This is a genomic window from Leucobacter sp. GX24907 (genome assembly GCF_053567335.1).
Map to the genome: position 1 here is coordinate 70947 of NZ_JBSGPD010000003.1, position 16724 is coordinate 87670.

14 protein-coding genes are annotated in these 16724 nt (G+C 64.4%); 5 read left to right on the top strand and 9 right to left on the bottom strand.

The window, feature by feature from the left end; translation table 11 throughout:
* Window positions 1–16: 16 nt before the first annotated feature.
* Window positions 17–943 (bottom strand): M15 family metallopeptidase, encoded by a 927-nt coding sequence (locus ACUYV6_RS05440; RefSeq protein WP_449277641.1) that lies wholly within the window; start codon window positions 941–943, stop codon window positions 17–19.
* Between the two features lie 122 nt (window positions 944–1065).
* Here ACUYV6_RS05440 and ispG point away from each other — a divergent pair, with 122 nt between their 5' ends.
* Together ispG and ACUYV6_RS05450 are read left to right on the top strand one after the other, a co-directional pair.
* Window positions 1066–2196 carry a flavodoxin-dependent (E)-4-hydroxy-3-methylbut-2-enyl-diphosphate synthase gene (ispG, locus tag ACUYV6_RS05445; RefSeq protein WP_449277915.1) on the top strand — a complete coding sequence of 377 codons (1131 nt, stop codon included), beginning with the start codon at window positions 1066–1068 and terminating at the stop codon, window positions 2194–2196.
* 36 nt (window positions 2197–2232) lie between these two features.
* The gene (locus ACUYV6_RS05450; RefSeq protein WP_449277642.1) at window positions 2233–2715 is read left to right on the top strand and encodes an SRPBCC domain-containing protein; all 483 of its coding nucleotides are present in this window, start codon (window positions 2233–2235) and stop codon (window positions 2713–2715) included.
* Here ACUYV6_RS05450 and ACUYV6_RS05455 read toward each other — a convergent pair.
* On the bottom strand, window positions 2679–3410 hold the full coding sequence (locus tag ACUYV6_RS05455; protein ID WP_449277643.1) for a hypothetical protein: 732 nt from the start codon (window positions 3408–3410) through the stop codon (window positions 2679–2681). The two genes, ACUYV6_RS05450 and ACUYV6_RS05455, sit on opposite strands and share 37 nt — an antisense overlap.
* Window positions 3411–3497: 87 nt before the next feature.
* Here ACUYV6_RS05455 and ACUYV6_RS05460 point away from each other — a divergent pair, with 87 nt between their 5' ends.
* Window positions 3498–4631 (top strand): LOG family protein, encoded by a 1134-nt coding sequence (locus ACUYV6_RS05460; protein WP_449277644.1) that lies wholly within the window; start codon window positions 3498–3500, stop codon window positions 4629–4631.
* Window positions 4632–4829: 198 nt separating this feature from the next.
* On the opposite strand, the gene amaB is transcribed toward ACUYV6_RS05460, so the two are convergent.
* From amaB to ACUYV6_RS05475, 3 genes are all read right to left on the bottom strand, one after another.
* Window positions 4830–6344, bottom strand: coding sequence for an L-piperidine-6-carboxylate dehydrogenase (amaB, locus tag ACUYV6_RS05465; protein WP_449277645.1), 1515 nt, complete (start codon window positions 6342–6344; stop codon window positions 4830–4832).
* A gap of 101 nt (window positions 6345–6445) precedes the next feature.
* Window positions 6446–7834, bottom strand: coding sequence for a 2-oxoadipate dioxygenase/decarboxylase (gene hglS / locus ACUYV6_RS05470; RefSeq protein WP_449277646.1), 1389 nt, complete (start codon window positions 7832–7834; stop codon window positions 6446–6448).
* A gap of 36 nt (window positions 7835–7870) precedes the next feature.
* Window positions 7871–9064, bottom strand: coding sequence for an NAD(P)/FAD-dependent oxidoreductase (locus tag ACUYV6_RS05475; protein WP_449277647.1), 1194 nt, complete (start codon window positions 9062–9064; stop codon window positions 7871–7873).
* A gap of 214 nt (window positions 9065–9278) precedes the next feature.
* On the opposite strand from ACUYV6_RS05475, the gene ACUYV6_RS05480 reads away from it, so the two are divergent.
* Window positions 9279–9953 carry a GntR family transcriptional regulator gene (locus ACUYV6_RS05480; protein WP_449277648.1) on the top strand — a complete coding sequence of 225 codons (675 nt, stop codon included), beginning with the start codon at window positions 9279–9281 and terminating at the stop codon, window positions 9951–9953.
* A 71-nt stretch (window positions 9954–10024) separates the two neighbouring features.
* Here the strand turns inward: ACUYV6_RS05480 and dld are convergent, their stop codons facing one another.
* The 3 genes from dld to ACUYV6_RS05495 all read right to left on the bottom strand — a co-directional run bounded on the left by dld (window position 10025) and on the right by ACUYV6_RS05495 (window position 15353).
* The gene (gene dld / locus ACUYV6_RS05485) at window positions 10025–11734 is read right to left on the bottom strand and encodes a D-lactate dehydrogenase (RefSeq protein ID WP_449277649.1); all 1710 of its coding nucleotides are present in this window, start codon (window positions 11732–11734) and stop codon (window positions 10025–10027) included.
* 216 nt (window positions 11735–11950) lie between these two features.
* On the bottom strand, window positions 11951–12877 hold the full coding sequence (locus tag ACUYV6_RS05490; RefSeq protein ID WP_449277650.1) for a DMT family transporter: 927 nt from the start codon (window positions 12875–12877) through the stop codon (window positions 11951–11953).
* Window positions 12878–12899: 22 nt separating this feature from the next.
* Complete coding sequence (locus ACUYV6_RS05495; RefSeq protein ID WP_449277651.1) at window positions 12900–15353, bottom strand: ATP-binding cassette domain-containing protein; 2454 nt, start codon at window positions 15351–15353, stop codon at window positions 12900–12902.
* Between the two features lie 102 nt (window positions 15354–15455).
* Between ACUYV6_RS05495 and ACUYV6_RS05500 the strand changes: the two genes are divergently transcribed.
* Window positions 15456–16385: a CPBP family intramembrane glutamic endopeptidase gene (locus ACUYV6_RS05500; RefSeq protein WP_449277652.1), complete on the top strand. Its 930-nt coding sequence runs from the start codon at window positions 15456–15458 to the stop codon at window positions 16383–16385.
* A gap of 21 nt (window positions 16386–16406) precedes the next feature.
* On the opposite strand, the gene ACUYV6_RS05505 is transcribed toward ACUYV6_RS05500, so the two are convergent.
* On the bottom strand, window positions 16407–16715 hold the full coding sequence (locus ACUYV6_RS05505; RefSeq protein WP_449277653.1) for an antibiotic biosynthesis monooxygenase family protein: 309 nt from the start codon (window positions 16713–16715) through the stop codon (window positions 16407–16409).
* Window positions 16716–16724 lie beyond the last annotated feature (9 nt).

Here is a 16724-nt window from a genome sequence, read left to right on the forward strand (position 1 = left end):
CCGGGACGGGGAGTGTCTAGTACAGTCCCTCGGGGTAGTCGGGCGCCGCATCGAGCCCAAGATATGTTTCCAGGTTCTTCTCGCCCGACTCATGCATATCGGTGGCGATATCGACTCCGACGTACCTGAAGTGCCACGGTTCGTAGATGTAGCCGACGACGGGTTCCTCGCCATCGTTGTAGCGAAGGATGTACCCGAATCGGTACGCGTTGTCGCGCAGCCAGATTCCCGAAGCCGTCTCTCCGAAGCAGCTCTGGAAGGCGCAGCCGGCTCCGTCATCGAGGTCGACCGCGAGCCCGGTCTGGTGCTCTGAATGGCCAGCCCGCGCGGAGTAAGTCTCTGCTGCCTCAAGCCCGTCGCGGGCAACGTAGCTGTCGAATAGACCCACCTGCATGTCGTAGGGCCGGTATGCGCTGGTGATGAAGAAGGGGACGCCGGCTGCCACTGCCTCAGCATGCATGTTCTGCAGGGCGGTTGCGGCCTCGGCGCGCAGCGGCTGACCGTTCGTGTTCTCGATGCCCTCGGGCATGACGAGATCGTCGGGCGCCCAACCGATCGGGTCGAACGGTCGCATCTTGTTCACGACCACCGTGATCGATGACGGCGAGTCCACATCGTAGTCCGGCTGCTCCGGTTCTGGCTCGGGGGTGGGAGTGGGTGTCGGAGTGGGTGTCGGTTCCGGAGTGGGCGTCGGTGTCGGCGTTGCGACCGGAGCGGGAGTCGGTGCGGCCGCCGGGGAAGCATCGGGCGCGAGTACCTGTGCGACTGCGATTCCACCACCCGTGAGCAACAGCAGTGCCGCAGCAGCACCCGCGAACAGTGCCAGCCGTCGACGGCGGAGCACCTGATGGGAGGGCCGTCGACGCAGTCCGGTGCCGGGCAGCGGAGGCAGCACCGGAATCGTATCCTGGGCTTGCTGGCGTGCGGAGGGCTGAGGGGGCATCGTATCTCGACTGCTGCTCGGGAATATCGGTCGCGGTCGAGTCTAGCCGCTGGTAGTCGTCGCGCCGCGATATTCAGACGACGCGGGTAGACTGCTGCTTCGTGGCAGCAATCAATCTGGGAATGCCGACTGTGCCCGAGGTGCTCGCACCTCGGCGTCGGTCTCGCGAGATCAACGTCGGCAAGGTGAAGGTCGGCGGCAATGCTCCGGTCTCGGTGCAGTCGATGACGACCACCCCGACGACTGACATCAACGCGACCCTGCAGCAGATCGCCGAACTCACTGCGGCGGGCTGCGATATCGTGCGTGTCGCCTGCCCGAGCCGGGATGACGCTGAGGCGTTGCCGATCATTGCGCAGAAGAGCCAGATCCCCGTCATCGCCGACATCCACTTCCAGCCGAACTATGTGTATGCCGCAATCGATGCCGGCTGCGCTGCAGTGCGGGTGAACCCGGGCAATATCCGCAAGTTCGACGATCAGGTCGCTGAGATCGCACAGCGCGCGAAGGCCGCGGGTACGTCGCTCCGCATCGGAGTGAATGCCGGATCGCTCGACCGTCGACTGCTCGAGAAATACGGCAAGGCGACGCCCGAAGCACTCGTCGAGAGCGCCGTGTGGGAGGCCTCGCTCTTCGAAGAGCACGACTTCCACGATTTCAAGATCTCGGTGAAGCACAATGACCCGATCGTGATGGTGAAGGCCTACCGCCTGCTTGCCGAGCGCGGTGACTGGCCGTTGCATCTCGGCGTCACCGAGGCCGGCCCTGCTTTTCAGGGCACGATCAAGAGCGCGACGGCGTTCGGGATCCTGCTGTCCGAGGGCATCGGCGACACGATCCGGGTATCGCTGTCGGCCCCGCCTGTTGAAGAGATCAAGGTCGGTCTCCAGATTCTGCAGTCCCTCAATCTGCGCGAGCGTCGGCTCGAGATCGTGTCGTGCCCCTCGTGCGGTCGCGCCCAGGTCGACGTGTACACCCTTGCCGAAGAGGTGACGAAGGGTCTCGAAGGCATGACGGTGCCGCTTCGAGTCGCCGTCATGGGCTGCGTCGTGAACGGGCCGGGCGAGGCGCGTGAGGCCGATCTCGGTGTTGCCTCGGGCAACGGTAAAGGCCAGATCTTCGTCAAGGGAGAGGTCATCAAGACCGTTCCCGAGAGCGAGATCGTGGAGACCTTGATCACTGAGGCCAACCGTATCGCGGCCGAGATGGGACACGACGCCAGTCTCGGCGCGCCCGAGGTCGTCACCGGCTGACGACCGGGCGCGAGCCGCGCGTGCTACCGTGGCCGTATGCCGAGGACGGACACCGCCGTGCGCGAGATCGCCGTAGCACCGGATCGGGTCTACGCCGCGTTCGTCGACGAGGAAGCTCTGATCGCCTGGCTTCCGCCAGAAGGGATGACCGGCGCGTTCGAGCATTTCGACCCGACTCCGGGCGGTGGGTACCGCATGCGCTTGAGCTACGGGCCGGGCACTGCGCACCGGGGGAAAACGGATGAAGCATCAGACCTCGTGGAGGCGCGCTTCGTCGAGATCGTCGCAGGCGAACGAGTCGTGCAAGAGGTCGACTTCGTATCGGACGACTCCGCGTTCAGAGGCACGATGCGCATGACCTGGCGGGTGATGCCGAGCGACAGGGGCAGCCGGGTCGAGATCCGGGCCGAGAATGTGCCGTCGGGCATCTCTGCCGCCGAGCACGCTATCGGGCTGGCATCATCTCTGGCGAACCTCGCCGCTCACCTCGGGGAGGGCGGCCCAGCAGGAGGGCCCTGATACGAGGGCGGGTACGGCTGCTGAACCTGCTGCGCGGCGACCGTCCTGAAGTGGATCGCCTGTGCCCGGAGATCCTGCGCGCGGGCGCGCACGGCGCGGTTCGAAGCGGGAAGCCAGACGAACACGATCCCTGCAATCTGCAATCCGATGACCACGAGACCGACATGGTTCGTGAGGAGCGCGTTGATCGGCAACCAGGCGAGGGCCGCGAAGAACGCCCACAGCTGGAGAATGGCGAGCGCTGACAGTACGGCCAGTATCGTTCCCGTGATGCGCGCCCATTGCTGGGCCCGGGCGGTGCACCTGGCGATGAGCAGGTAGAGCACAAGCGTGATCGCGGCGACCAGCGCGTAGAGAAGGGCCAGCACCACAACAACCCAGACCGGGGTCACTGAAAATGCCTGATCGATCGTCATGAGCGTCTCGCGGAGCTGCTCAGCGGTAATGACATCGGTGGTGTCGAGCAAGCCGCTGCCGTTCACGAAGTCGAGGAGGTCGCTGGTCCGTTCTGCATTCCTGAGCAGGCCCAGATACTGCGCCCGCAGCATCAGCACCGCAGCAACGGGCACCAGTACGAGCAGCACACCGGAAAGCCCCCAACTCCAAGCCGCGAGTTTCAGACTCCACGACGAACGGCGCGGCACCTCAGGCGCCGACGGTCGCGACACGGGCTGCTGGAACTCGGATACGGTCACGCCTTCGATCCTACGAGATCGCGAGGAACGAGTGACGGGCGAGTGAACGCGGGCGAATCGCTTCGAGCCTCTGGCTATGGTGGACATATGAGTACTCCTGATCAGAGCCGTACCGCGGACCGGGTCGTCGACGTTGAACTGGAAGCCTTGGCAGTAGCCGAAGCGAGCGCCGACTTCGAGGCGGAGGTGAACGCCGAGTCAGAAGCCGAGACTCGATTGCGTGCCGCGGTGCGCGAACTGGCCGAGACGTCGGGGGTCACGCAGCACCATTCACTGATCGAGCGAATCGTGTCCGCGGGCATTGGCATGGGTCAGGATCAAGCCGATCTGCTCAACCTGAAGATTGTGACCGCCGCGGTCGAAGAGATGCGCGCGGCCTTCAAGGTGTTCGAGCCGTACCGGGGGACACCGAAGGTGACCATTTTCGGGTCGGCCCGAACGCAGGGCCATGATCCGCTCTGGAAGCGCGCCGAATCGGCTGCGCGCGGCCTGGCCGATCAAGGCTGGATGGTCGTGACCGGGGCTGGCCCGGGCATCATGGAGGCCGCAGCCGTCGGAGCTGGGTCCGAACGGTCTCTCGGGGTATCGATCAGGTTGCCGTTCGAAGAGACACCGAATCAGATGGTGGACGAGAACGACGGGCGCAGCGTCGCGATGAAGTACTTCTTCACGCGCAAGCTCATGCTGGTGAAGGAGTCGAGTGGCTTCGTCTGTCTGCCGGGAGGGTTCGGCACGATGGACGAGACGTTCGAGCTGCTCACGCTGCAGCAGACCGGGAAGATGGTGCCCGTGCCGATCGTGCTGCTCGATCGCCCCGGAGGCACGTTCTGGCGGGGCTTCGAGCGCTTCGTGATCGACGAGCTCGAAGGGGCGGGTGTGGTGACGCCGGGTGATCTCGACCGGGTGCTCATCACCGATTCTGTGGAAGAGGCCGTCGCCGAGGTCGCGGGGTTCTGGAGCAACTACGACTCGCTGAGGTGGGTCGGCAGCCGACTCGTCTTGAGGATGCGCACCGCTCTCTCCGATGCGGCACTCGAGCAGATCAACCGTGACTTCGCCGATCTTGTCGACTCCGGCACGATCGAACGAACGGAGCCGCTGCGCCCTGAGGTGAAAGATGACGACAGTCTCGACCTGCACCGTCTCGTGTTCACGCCGCGTCCGCGACGAGTCGGCGAGCTGCACCGGCTCATCCGGGCGCTGAACGCCGCCGTCGAGTGAGCTCCGCCGAGTGGGCTCCGTCGAATAGGCGCCGTCGCGTGAGTACTGTCGCGTAGGCGCGCCCGCAAGGTTCACAAGCAATGCGGCGCGATCTGCTGCTATGCGCGCCGAATTAGCGCATATTGTGCCGCAATGCGCTGAGGGAGGCATCCGACTTGCGGATGCCTCCCTCAGTTCGTGCGTCGGGTGAGCCGAGTCTTAGATGAACTCGACGCCCTGGGCGAGCGGCAGCTCGCCCGAGTAGTTCACCGTGTTCGTTGCACGGCGCATGTACGACTGCCATGCGTCGGAACCCGACTCGCGGCCGCCGCCGGTCTCCTTCTCGCCACCGAACGCGCCGCCGATCTCAGCACCGGAGGTGCCGATGTTGACGTTCGCGATACCGCAGTCGGAGCCGCGCGAGGAGAGGAAGATCTCGGCCTCGGCCTGATCCTGGGTGAAGATCGCCGAGGAGAGCCCCTGCGGAACGTTGTTCTGCAGGTGGAGCGCCTCGTCGAAGTCCGAGTAGGTCAGCACGTAGAGGATCGGTGCGAACGTCTCGTGCTGCATGACCTCGGACTGCGCGGGCATGCGCACGACGGCCGGCTCGACGTAGAAGGCGTCGGGCAGTTCGTCAGCGAGCACGCGGTTGCCACCGGTCAGGACGGTGCCGCCCTGCTCCTTGGCGTCGGCGAGTGCCTGCTGCATGTCGTTGAAGGCGTTCTCGGTGATGAGCGGCCCGACGAGGTTCTTCTCGTCGCGCGGATCACCGATCGTCAGCGTGCCGTAGGCGGCGACGATCTTGTCTACGAGCTGATCGGCGATCGACTCGTGCACGATCAGGCGGCGCATGGTCGTGCAGCGCTGACCGGCGGTGCCGGCGGCAGCGAAGACGATACCGCGGAGCGCGAGGTCGAGATCGGCGCTGGGGGCGACGATCGCGGCGTTGTTTCCGCCGAGCTCGAGCAGGCTGCGGCCGAAGCGGGCGGCGATGGTCGGAGCGATCTCGCGGCCCATACGGGTCGAGCCGGTGGCCGACACGAGAGCGACGCGGGAATCCTCGATGAGCGAAGCGCCGGCGTGACGATCCGCGAGCACGAGCTGGTGGACGTCTTCAGGGGCGCCGACCTCGGCGACTGCGCGAGCGAGCAGCGCGTCGGTCGCGAGGGCCGACAGCTGAACCATGCCCGAGGGCTTCCAGACGACCGTGCAACCGGTCACCAGCGCGAGCGCGGTGTTCCAGGAGTACACGGCGACCGGGAAGTTGTAGGCGCTGATGATGCCGACAACGCCGACCGGGTGCCAGGTCTCGCGCAGCGAGTGACCCGGGCGCTCCGACGGCATGGTCTTGCCGTAGAGCATGCGCGACTGACCGACGGCGAAGTCGCAGATATCGATCATCTCCTGCACCTCGCCGAGAGCCTCGGAGGTGATCTTGCCGGCCTCGGCCTGCACGATGACCGCGAGGTCTTCCTTGTGCTGGGTGAGGAGCTCGCCCCAGCGCTTCACGAGGTTGCCGCGCACCGGGGCGGGCTCGTTGCGCCACGACTTGAACGCGTCGTCGGCCTTGGCGATCGCCTCGTCGACGTACGCCTTGTCGTGCTTCGGAACGCTGAAGAGCGTCTCGCCCGTGAGCGGGCTGCGGGTGGTGCCCTCGCCCGAGAGGGTCGAGACGTCGACACCGCAGGCGACGAGTGCGTCGCGAACGGCGGTGGTGAGTGCGGTTTCAGTCATGTTCTTTCGAATCTCCCTGAGGTAGCTGTGCTGGGAAGGAGGGGCCGGCTGCTCGGGAGCGGCCGGCCCCGCGGTTTCTGGAATCTATTCAGTTCTCGAGTCTATGCGGCTGTGATCTGTGCGCGTAGCGTGTTGATCGAGTGGTCTTGCTGTGCCTGGTAGAGCTCGTAGGGGTCAGCGACGCGGCCTCCGACGAAGCGACTCATCGCTTCGAGATCGTAGACCGTGCCGGTCTGCTCGTCATCACGGGTTCCCTCGTCAGTCAGGTTCGACTGGAAGATCCCGGCCGCTGAGCGGGGCAGGAAGTCTTCGTACACGATCGGGTTCGGGACGGCGATGTTCGCCTCGACGAGTTCCTCGATGCTCTTGTCCGCATCCGCAGCGGTGACTGCGGCACCCTCATTGAGGGTGTACTCGAAGTACGCGAGGCCCTGCAGGGCGAGCTCGCGCTCGGTGCGGGGCAGACGCTCTTCCCACACGGTACGGGCCACGTTCACACGTACTCCGTCGCCCTCGCCTGCCTTGAGGCGACGATCGACCTCTGCGACGAGTTCGTCGTACAGGTCGCGGCCTTTCGGGGTGAGCGCGATACCGCGCTGCTCGACCTCACCGAAGCGCACGCGCAGCTCACCGGGAGCGATACGTCCGTCTTCGTAGAGGAACATGCGGTCTTCCGCGAGTGCACGGAACGAGGTCTGGCGCAGCAGCACGTCCGGGCCTTCCCACGCCGGCGGTCCCTGGACCTCGTCGATCATCGTGATGCCGCGGGCCTCCATGCTGTGGTAGAGGTCGTCGATATCGAGCACGCGAGGGGTGAGGTGGTTGATGTGCGTGGTCGTGACGCCCCCGATATCAGCGGCCACGGCTGAGATCTTCTCGAGTCGGCGGTACCAGGCGTGATCGACGGGGTCGTCGGACAACTTGAACGAGAGGGCTGCGAGTTCCAGGAGACGATCGGCTTCAGCATCGTCGAGGCCGCCATCCGCTGCGGCCTTGTCGGCGAGTTCGAGGAGTTCTTCGGGGAAGAGCGTGCGCTGGTCGATGAAGTCCCGAAGTTGCTGCTGCAGTTCGGCATCGAAGAAGCGGGGGTCGTCGGTGGCGAGCATCGAGGTGAACACGCGGAACGGGTTCTTCGCGAGCTCGTCGGCGTCGATCGGGCGGAACGCGGTCGACACGACCGGGACCGAAGCCTTTGCGGCGTCGCGGAGGTCGTAGAAGCCGACGGGGTACATGCCGAACGCGGCGAACACGCGGGCGACTTGGCCGATCTCCTTCGGCGAGCCGACACGGATCGCGCCGTGGCGTTCGGCGGTGATGCGGTCGATCGTGCCGAGGCGTTCAGCTTCGGAGCCGAGGCGGTCGAGGTAGCGCTGGTTGACCTCGTTCGAGACGTCTACGAGCGTGGTGTATGCGGGCACCTCCTCGCCGTACATTTCCGAGAGAGCGATCGCGAAGCGGGCGCGGAGTTCCCATTGCTTGACTGTTGACATGACCCTTCCTTACTGGATGAGTGGTGGGTGGAACGACTAGATGATGTGGACTTCTCGCATGACGAGCTGAGCCGTGGAGAAGCGGTTGACCGAGAACTGGGTGTGATCCATGAACGATGGGCGACCGAGGTAGAGGTCTGTGACGAGCTCGCCGACGGCCGGGCCCTGGAGGAAGCCGTGACCGGAGAAGCCGGTCGCGTAGAAGAAGCCGGGCAGTTCGTCGGCTTCGCCGATGATCGCGTTGTGGTCGGGCGTGTTCTCGTAGAGGCCTGCCCAGCCGCCGACGAGATCAGGGTTCTCTATCGACGGTACGCAGACGTGAGCTGCGGCGTTGAACTCGGGCAGCCAGGAGTAGTCGAAGTTGCGGTCGAATCCGGGCTCTTGGGTGTGCGAGATGCCGACGAGCAGCGCGTTGCGGTAATTGTGGAAGTAGAGCGTCGTCTCGAGATCGAGTGTGAACGGGACGATCGGGTGCGCTTGCGGCTGCTGGCGGGTGAAACCGATCTGTCGACGAACGGGCACGACCGGGAGATCGACGTCGACCATGCGGCCGATCTCGGCGCTCCAGGCTCCTGCCGCGCACACCACGGCGCTGGTGCGGATGCGACCGCGGTGCGTGACGACGGCTTCGATGGTGCTGCCAGTGCGCTCGATGTGCTGCACCTGAGTCTGTGTGAGGATCGTCACGCCCAGTTCGGCCGCGGCGTCTGCGTAGGCCTTGATCGCGAGTGCGGGCTCGGCGTAGCCGTCGGCCGGCGAGAATGCGGCGCCGGTCAGTGCCTGCGGGTCGAGGAATGGGTTGAGCTGCTGGGCATCGGAGGCGGTGACCATGCGGCTGTTGACGCCGAGGTCGTTCTGGGTGGCCGTGGCCTGGTCGAGGGCTGCAAGGCTTCCCTCGTTGCGGGCGAGGAAGAGGTAGCCGACTTCGTGCAGGCCGATGCCTCGCCGGAAGACATTGGGAATCCGCTTGTAAGCCTCGAGCGACCGCTGGCCGAGGATGATGTTGCCCGGGTCGGAGAAGTTGGCGCGGAGTCCGCCGAGCGGCTTCGCGGAGGATCCTTCACCGAGTTCGCCCTTCTCGACGACCACGATGTTCTTCACTCCGGATTCGGCCAGATGCCAGGCAGTGCTGATGCCCATGACTCCGCCGCCGATGATGACGACGTCGGCGGCTGCGGGAACGCTGGACGTGTCGTATGGGGTGGTGAGGTCCAGGATGTGCTCGGCCATCCGACCCTCCTCTCGAGTTCAGATCGTTGCGGACGATTGCGGGTTATCCGTTATCGATAACCCTGTAGCATGAGGATGCCATCCGTCAAGTCGGCGCGCAAGTATTCGTCGACACGGAGCAGACATCCAGGAACGGACGGCGAAGACCGAGCAGAGCGGTGCCATACAATCGACGGAACCGCCTCGCATCAGCATCGACACCTACGGAAGTGACATGACGAACCCGCCCCCCGCCATGCCTGCGTTCAACGTTGCCGACCGAAGGTTGCCGCGAGAGACGCTCAAAGACTCGACCGAGGCGATCATTCGCCGAGCGTTGCTCGATGGCACCATGCAGCCGGGTGAGATCTATTCTGCGAACGCGCTCGCCGCTCAGCTGGGCATCTCGAACAGCCCTGCCCGCGAGGCGATGGTCACGCTCGTAGACAAGGGTCTGCTCGAACTCGTGCGCAACCGAGGGTTCCGCGTCATCGAGATGAGCGACCACGATCGGCGCGAGGTCTACGATCTGCGCATGCTCATCGAGGTCGACGCGGTGCGCAAGGTCGCGGCTCATGGGGTCGATGAGCAGCAGGCGCAGGATCTGCGAGACGCGTGCGAAGCGATCGTCACGGTCGGTGAATCGCGCGATTCCGTCGAGTACCTCGAGGCCGATCAGAACTTCCACGTCGGTCTCGTGTCGTTGCTCGGCAACAGCCGGCTGACCTCCATCGTCGAGAACCTTCGAGACCAGTCGCGCATCAACGGCGGATACGACGAGAGCGACCTCATTGATAAGAGCGTGCTCGAGCACCGTGCCATCACGGAGGCGGTGATCGCGGGTGATGCTGAGCTCGCGAAGGAGCTCATGCAGCGCCATCTCGACTACGCCTGCCCCGACGGAAAGTAGCGCGATTGCTGCGCGTGCACACGGGTGACCGCGGCGCACGCGACGCGATCACCCGTGAGGGCCGATCCGGCCTATTTCCAATCCTGGCGCGGTGACGTGTTGCCGACCCCCGCGTTGAAGACGTTGCGCGGGTCGAGCTGCTGGTAGTGCTTCTCGAGCGCGGGAGGCGCCTCGTAGAGCCGACCGTAGTTGTGCTCGGCAGGGATCGCGGCCCCGCGATCGGTCAGCAGCTTCGTCATCTGCTTCTTGAGCTCGACCGTGTCGACGCCCTTCTTCGCGACGTGGTTCTGATGGAGCACATGGCAGAAGAAGTGGCCGTAATAGGCGCTCACCTCGAGCTGATCGGCGATCTCGGGCGGGAGCACCTCGAGCCAGTCGTCGTCGTTACGACGCAGCGCGACGTCGAATGTGACCATTCCGCCGACGTTCTTGCGGTACAGGTTGAAATAGCGTGCGATCGCGCTGGCTGCGCCGAAGCGCTGCAGCATCGCGCTTTGCGCCTCGTTGTCGGTGCAGGCGAAGAATGCGCCGCCCCGGCTCGGCTCGGCGAAGAATGCGGTGAGGAAGTCCTCGGTCTCCTTCCGCTGCGTGTCTCCGACCTCCATGATGAGATGGTGCTCGAATCGATCGCGGTACGCGAGCATCCGCTTCGGCAGCTGCTGGGGCAGCAGTCCGAACGCCTTCTGCGCGATGGTATCGGCGAATGTCTGGCCGAAGAACGGCAGTTTCGCGAACACTCCGTTGGCCCAGCTCTTGAGTGCGAACATGCGTCGGAGCTGTCGACTGCCGGCGTATTTCAGGCCGACGAACGTGTCCTTGCCGTACTTCTCCGCGAGGTTGAACGTGGACCGGTCGAAGTACTCGCCCGAGATGGGCAACTGCCGATCAGAGCCGAGAACCGCCCGCCGCAGATCTTCGAGCTCGGCCGGGTCATTCGTTCCGATGTAGAAGGTCGTCGTGTGCTCGTCTTTCGGGAAGGTGCGTGTGCGAACCGCGAAGACCATGAGCTTCCCGGCGCAGCCGGATGCCTCGTACAGGAACTTCGGGTCGGCGTTGTAGCGGGCGGGGGAGTCGGCGATCTCACGTACATGGTCCATGTAATCGGTGCCGATCGCATCCGCGGGAGGCGGCGTGACGTCGGCGGCGTCCCAGTCGCCGCGCTGCAGCCTATCGAGTACCTGCGCAGGGTCGTCGCCCAACTCGATACCCAGGTGGTTGACGAGTTCGACCCTGTTGTTCTCGTTCACACGCGCATAGATCGCCTGTTCGGTGAACGCGGGCCCCTTGCGCACCTGGCTGCCGCCGGAGTTGTTGGCGATCCCGCCGACCACGGAAGCTCCGATCGACGTGGAACCGATCACGGAATGCGGTTCACGACCGTGCGGCGCGAGCGCATCCTCGAGCTCGTACAGGCGTGATCCGGCCAGGCAGACCGCCTCACGGGCATCGTTGATGAGATGGATCTGGTCGATCCGCATCGTCGAGATGATGACGACGTCGCGATCGTAGTCTTGGTCTCCGGGGCCGGAGCCGCCAGTCAGGCCGGTGTTCGCAGACTGCGGGATGACGATGATGTTCTTATCGACGCACACCTGCAGCGCGCGCCACATATCGATCAGCGTTCCTGGACGCAGCACCGCGAGTACCTGCCCGGATCCGAAACGGTTTCCGCGCACGTACGGACCCGTCGCCCGAGCAGAGGTCAGCACATGACCTTTCCCCAGGATGTCGACGAACGCCTGCAGCGCGTCTTCCGAACCTCGGAACCTGCCATTACTCATCTGCGATCAGCTGCCTTCCATCGTTATCGGGCGAAGGCCTCGCGCCTCGCCGCGCCGTGGGTGATCCCTGGTTATCCATTATCGACAACCTTGCATCGTGCAAGTGCCACCAGTCAAGTCGACCCCGATATTTCGCTGATGCGGATGGGGATTCGATCGACCGCACTCGTCTCCAGTGTATGCAGGGATCTTCCCGTTCACTGTGGAGAAGCCGCGTCACACTGCGGCGGGCGGCGGAATGTTCGGGCGACGCGGTGCGGTGCGGGTCATGATGGCCGCTGCGAGGAGCAGGATCACTGCCGGTAGCACGGTGATATGGAAGGACTCTCCGGCAATCAGCACGCCAATCGTGAGCGCGGTGAACGGGGTGAAGTAGGTCGTCGTCGCGGCAGTGACAGCGCCCACGCCGCGCACCAGCATGTAGTAGAGCACCGTTGAGATTCCGGTGCCGAAGAGACCGAGGCCGAGGACGACGCCCCACAGTGCGCGAGGGTCCCCGAAGATCGCGTCGATGCCGTCGAGTGGGGTCACCACCAGCAGCGTGAGGAACGCGAGCACCATCTGGTAGCTCGCCCCTGCTGCGGCCGGGATACCGAGCGGAGCGATGAACCTGCGCGCGTACGCGAACGAGAGCCCGTAGCTCGATGCACAGAGAAGCATGAACATGACGCCGATGGGGTCGATTGCCCCGGCGTCCCACGGACGTGCGAGCAGTGCGACGCCGGCTGCTCCGAGCAGCACGCCGACCAGCTTCAACCAACTGCCCGATTCGGAGCGGAGAAAGACCAGCGAAGCAAGGAACGTGAAAATCGGGATCGACCCGGTGAAGGCGCCGGCCACCCCGGAATCGAGCCTGAACACCCCGGATGAGAGTGTCCAGTAGTAGAAGCTGTTCGACAGCACCGACATCACGAAGAAGTGCGGCAGATACCGCAGATGAGCAAGCCGGAACGAACGCGTGAAGAGCGCGAAGAGCGCCACTGGTATGAGGCCGAAGCCGACGCGCAGCAGCGAGACCTGCAGCGGAGTGACCGTGTCGGCCGCCCATGAAGTGAAGAGGAAGAGGGATCCCCAGATCAAGATGAGCGAGACGTAACTCGCGGACGATCCGAATCTGGACGGACCTGCGAAAACCGCATTCATGCCAGGTGGCCCGCCCCTCTGCTCATGTGGCTATGTATTCTGCGAGATGGGTTCCGGTAAGCGTCGAACGGTCGGCGACGAGTTGCCGAGGAGTGCCCTCGAAGACGATCTTGCCACCCGACTGACCCGCACCCGGGCCGATATCGATGATGTGATCGGCGTGCGCCATGACGGCCTGGTGATGCTCGATCACGATGACGCTCTTGCCGGCATCGACGAGTCGGTCGAGCATGCCGAGCAGATTCTCGACATCGGCGAGATGCAGGCCGGTGGTCGGTTCATCGAGTACGTAGACCTCTGCGTCTTCGAGCATGCTGATCGCGAGCTTCAAACGCTGGCGCTCGCCGCCGGAGAGTGTCGAGAGCGGCTGGCCGAGTGTGATGTATCCGAGTCCGACGTCGACGAGTTGGGTGAGGATCTTCGCTGCCTTCGGCACCTTCGACTCGGCTCCGCCCACGGCGGATACCGACGTGGCGTCAACGCCTTCATCGGGCAGAGGAGACTCTTTCCGTCGGAGCGGTCTGCCGGAGAAGAACTCGAGCGCCTCGGCCATGCTGAGATCAAGCACCTCGGCGATGTTGAGACCGCCGAGCCGATAGTCGAGCACCTCGGCCTGGAAACGCTTGCCGCCGCAGACCTCGCACACTGATTCGACGGTCGCCATCATGGCGAGGTCGGTGTAGATCACACCGGCGCCCTTGCACTCGGGGCAGGCACCTGCCGAGTTCGCGCTGAAGAGCGCCGGCTTGACCCCGTTCTTCTTGGCGAACGCGGTGCGCACCGGGTCGAGCAGGCCGGTGTAGGTGGCGGGGTTCGAGCGACGGGATCCCTTGATCGCTCCCTGGTCGATGGCGACGACTTCTGGCTTCGGCGAGACGTGCCCGTGGATGAGCGAGCTCTTGCCTGAACCTGCGACACCCGTGACGACAGTCAATACTCCAAGCGGAATATTCACGTCGACGTCTGTGAGGTTGTGCTTCGTGGCGCCACGGATCTCGATCACACCGTTCGGTACGCGGACCTCGTCTTTCAGACGCGCGCGATCGTCGAGGTGGCGGCCGGTGACGGTGTCGCTGTTGCGCAGACCATCGACGGTTCCCTCGAAGCAGATCTCGCCGCCGTTCACGCCGGCACCGGGCCCGATATCGATGACATGGTCGGCGATACCGATCATCTCGGGCTTGTGCTCGACCACGAGCACCGTGTTGCCCTTGTCGCGCAGCCGCTGCAGCAGCCCATTCATATTGCGGATGTCGTGAGGATGGAGACCGATCGAGGGCTCGTCAAACACGTAGGTCGCGTCGGTGATGCTCGAACCGAGGTGGCGAATCATCTTGGTGCGCTGAGATTCGCCGCCCGAAAGCGTGCCCGTCGGTCGGTCGAGAGAGAGATATCCGAGCCCGATCTGCACAAATGAGTCGAGCGCGTCGCTGAGCTTGCCGATCAGCGGGGCGATACCGGGGTCGGTGATGCCGCGCACCCACTCGGCAACATCACTGATCTGCATCGCGCAGACGTCGGCGATGCTCTTGCCATCGATCTTCGAGGAGCGGGCACTCTCGTTGAGGCGTGTGCCCTCGCACTCCGGGCAGGGGCGGAACACGATCGCCCGATCCACGAAGGCGCGCACGTGAGACTGCATCGCCTCGCGGTCCTTCGAGAGCATTGACTTCTGGATGCGGGGGATCAAACCCTCGTACGTCAGGTTCGAGCCGTCGACTTTCACCTTCATCGCATCCTTGTAGAGGAGGTCGTGAAGCTGTTCATCGTTGAACTCTCGGATTGGTACGTCCATCGGAAGCAAGGACCCGAAGATCCGCCCGTACCATCCGTCCATGCTGAAGCCCGGCACCTTCAGAGCGCCCTCGCTCAGTGATTTGTCAGCGTCGTAGAGTTCATCGAGGTCGAAATCTGAAACACTGCCGCGACCTTCGCACTTCGGGCACATGCCCCCGAGCACTTCGAAACTGCGACGCTCCTTGACCTGCTTGCCGTCCTTCTCGAAGGTGACCGCCCCTGCACCGCTGATCGAGGCAACATTGAAGGAGAACGCGTTGGGGGAGCCGATGCGCGGCGATCCGAGGCGCGAAAAGACGATGCGCAGCATCGCGTTCACGTCTGTCGCGGTGCCAACCGTCGAGCGGGGATTCGCGCCCATACGCTCCTGATCCACGATGATCGCGGTCGTCAACCCCTCGAGCACATCGACATCGGGCCGCGACTGCGAAGGCATGAAGCCCTGCACGAAGGCGCTGTAGGTCTCGTTGATGAGTCGTTGCGACTCTGCGGCGATCGTGCCGAAGACGAGTGAGCTCTTGCCCGAACCCGAGACACCGGTGAACACCGTGAGGCGGCGCTTCGGGATCTCGACGCTGATGTCTTTCAGATTGTGTTCACGAGCGCCGGTGACGACGATGCGGTCGTGCGAATCTGCGGGGTGGACCGACGAGCTTGCGGCGCTGGAATGGATGCTCATGGGGACAGGCTAGTGCCTGCAGGCTGTGCCGCACTTCTCCAAACCTGATCGGAATTGACGGGCACTCCCTTCCCGGCTCGATTCCCCCTTTACGCTGGGAGAGTGCGACTCCAAGCGACTCCGATCAGTAGCGTACGGTTGTGGCCAACCGTCGCGGCCCTGCTGACGGTGCTCGCTGCGCCCGCATTCTTCGTCGCGGAGAGCATCCTGGTCGGCGCAATCCTGCTTCTGGTGGGTCTCGCACTCGCCTGGACTGCTTCGCGAACCTCATCAGAGGCGGGCTCGCCATCGTTGCTCCGGGATCTCTCGCTCATCGCGATCGGCCTCGTCATTGTGCGACTCATACCACTCGCGGCGAAACTCGACGACTGGGCCATGATCCGTTTCGCGCTCGCGCTCGGCGGAGCAGTCGCCGTCCCATACCTCGTCTCCCGGTTCATCTACCGGGATCGGGCGATCGAGTTTCCATGGCGCGGGCGATCAGCGGCGACGCGCAGCGTTGACGCCGCCCGCGATGCTGCCCACGGCAGCAGCCCACAGAGCGAAGCGCGGGGTGGCGGGGGAGGCAGGTGGGGACTGCTGCACTGGAGCTGGCTCGCGGGGGTGCTCGTGCTTGGCTGGATCATCCTGCCCTACTACTTCATCTCGTCGGGGGTATATCGCAACTGGCCTGTCGTCGATGATCCGAATCTCATCGCGCGCCTCTTCCTCGGTGTCGGGGCAGTGGGCATCTGGGACGAACTCTTCTTCATCTGCATCGTATTCGCGGTGCTGTTACGCCACTTCCCGGTCTGGATCGCGAATGTGTTGCAAGCGGTCGTATTCGTGTCGTTTCTCTGGGAGCTCGGGTACCGGGCGTGGGGACCGCTGCTCACGGTCCCCTTCGCACTCGTGCAGGGATTCATCTATCTGCGCACGCGATCACTCTCATACGTTGTGACGGTGCACCTACTTTTCGACGCCGTCGTGTTCGCAGTGCTCGTGCACGCGCACAATCCGACGCTCTTCGACATCTTTCCGACGGCGCCATGACCCCTTGAACGCCCGGCTCGATCAGTCGAGCTCGACAACCTCGAACTCGAGGAGCTCAGCGCCGGTGGCGACGGGCTTACGGGGCGCCTCGCCGGGAGCGCCGGCATGGGCCTCCTGGGAACGACCGTCACGCCAGGCGGCGAAGTGCTCTTCGCTCTCCCACGTGGTGACGACGAAGTAGCGATCGCCGCCCGCGGTGGGACGCAGCAACTGGAACCCCTGGAACCCGGGCGAGGCATCGACGGCGTGCTTGCGCGCAGCAAACCGTGCCTCGAGCTCCGACCCGGCTCCCTCGGGAACCGACAGGGCATTGATCTTCACAACCGACATGGAGAACTC

Bases quoted from the DNA above. Each gene is read 5' to 3' on its own strand.
- amaB (WP_449277645.1), bottom strand. From the start codon at position 6,344: ATGACTGAAACCGCACTCACCACCGCCGTTCGCGACGCACTCGTCGCC.
- ACUYV6_RS05450 (WP_449277642.1), top strand. From the start codon at position 2,233: ATGCCGAGGACGGACACCGCCGTGCGCGAGATCGCCGTAGCACCGGAT.
- ACUYV6_RS05495 (WP_449277651.1), bottom strand. From the start codon at position 15,353: ATGAGCATCCATTCCAGCGCCGCAAGCTCGTCGGTCCACCCCGCAGAT.
- ACUYV6_RS05490 (WP_449277650.1), bottom strand. From the start codon at position 12,877: ATGAATGCGGTTTTCGCAGGTCCGTCCAGATTCGGATCGTCCGCGAGT.
- ispG (WP_449277915.1), top strand. From the start codon at position 1,066: ATGCCGACTGTGCCCGAGGTGCTCGCACCTCGGCGTCGGTCTCGCGAG.
- ACUYV6_RS05505 (WP_449277653.1), bottom strand. From the start codon at position 16,715: ATGTCGGTTGTGAAGATCAATGCCCTGTCGGTTCCCGAGGGAGCCGGG.
- ACUYV6_RS05460 (WP_449277644.1), top strand. From the start codon at position 3,498: ATGAGTACTCCTGATCAGAGCCGTACCGCGGACCGGGTCGTCGACGTT.
- hglS (WP_449277646.1), bottom strand. From the start codon at position 7,834: ATGTCAACAGTCAAGCAATGGGAACTCCGCGCCCGCTTCGCGATCGCT.
- ACUYV6_RS05440 (WP_449277641.1), bottom strand. From the start codon at position 943: ATGCCCCCTCAGCCCTCCGCACGCCAGCAAGCCCAGGATACGATTCCG.
- ACUYV6_RS05475 (WP_449277647.1), bottom strand. From the start codon at position 9,064: ATGGCCGAGCACATCCTGGACCTCACCACCCCATACGACACGTCCAGC.
- dld (WP_449277649.1), bottom strand. From the start codon at position 11,734: ATGAGTAATGGCAGGTTCCGAGGTTCGGAAGACGCGCTGCAGGCGTTC.
- ACUYV6_RS05480 (WP_449277648.1), top strand. From the start codon at position 9,279: ATGACGAACCCGCCCCCCGCCATGCCTGCGTTCAACGTTGCCGACCGA.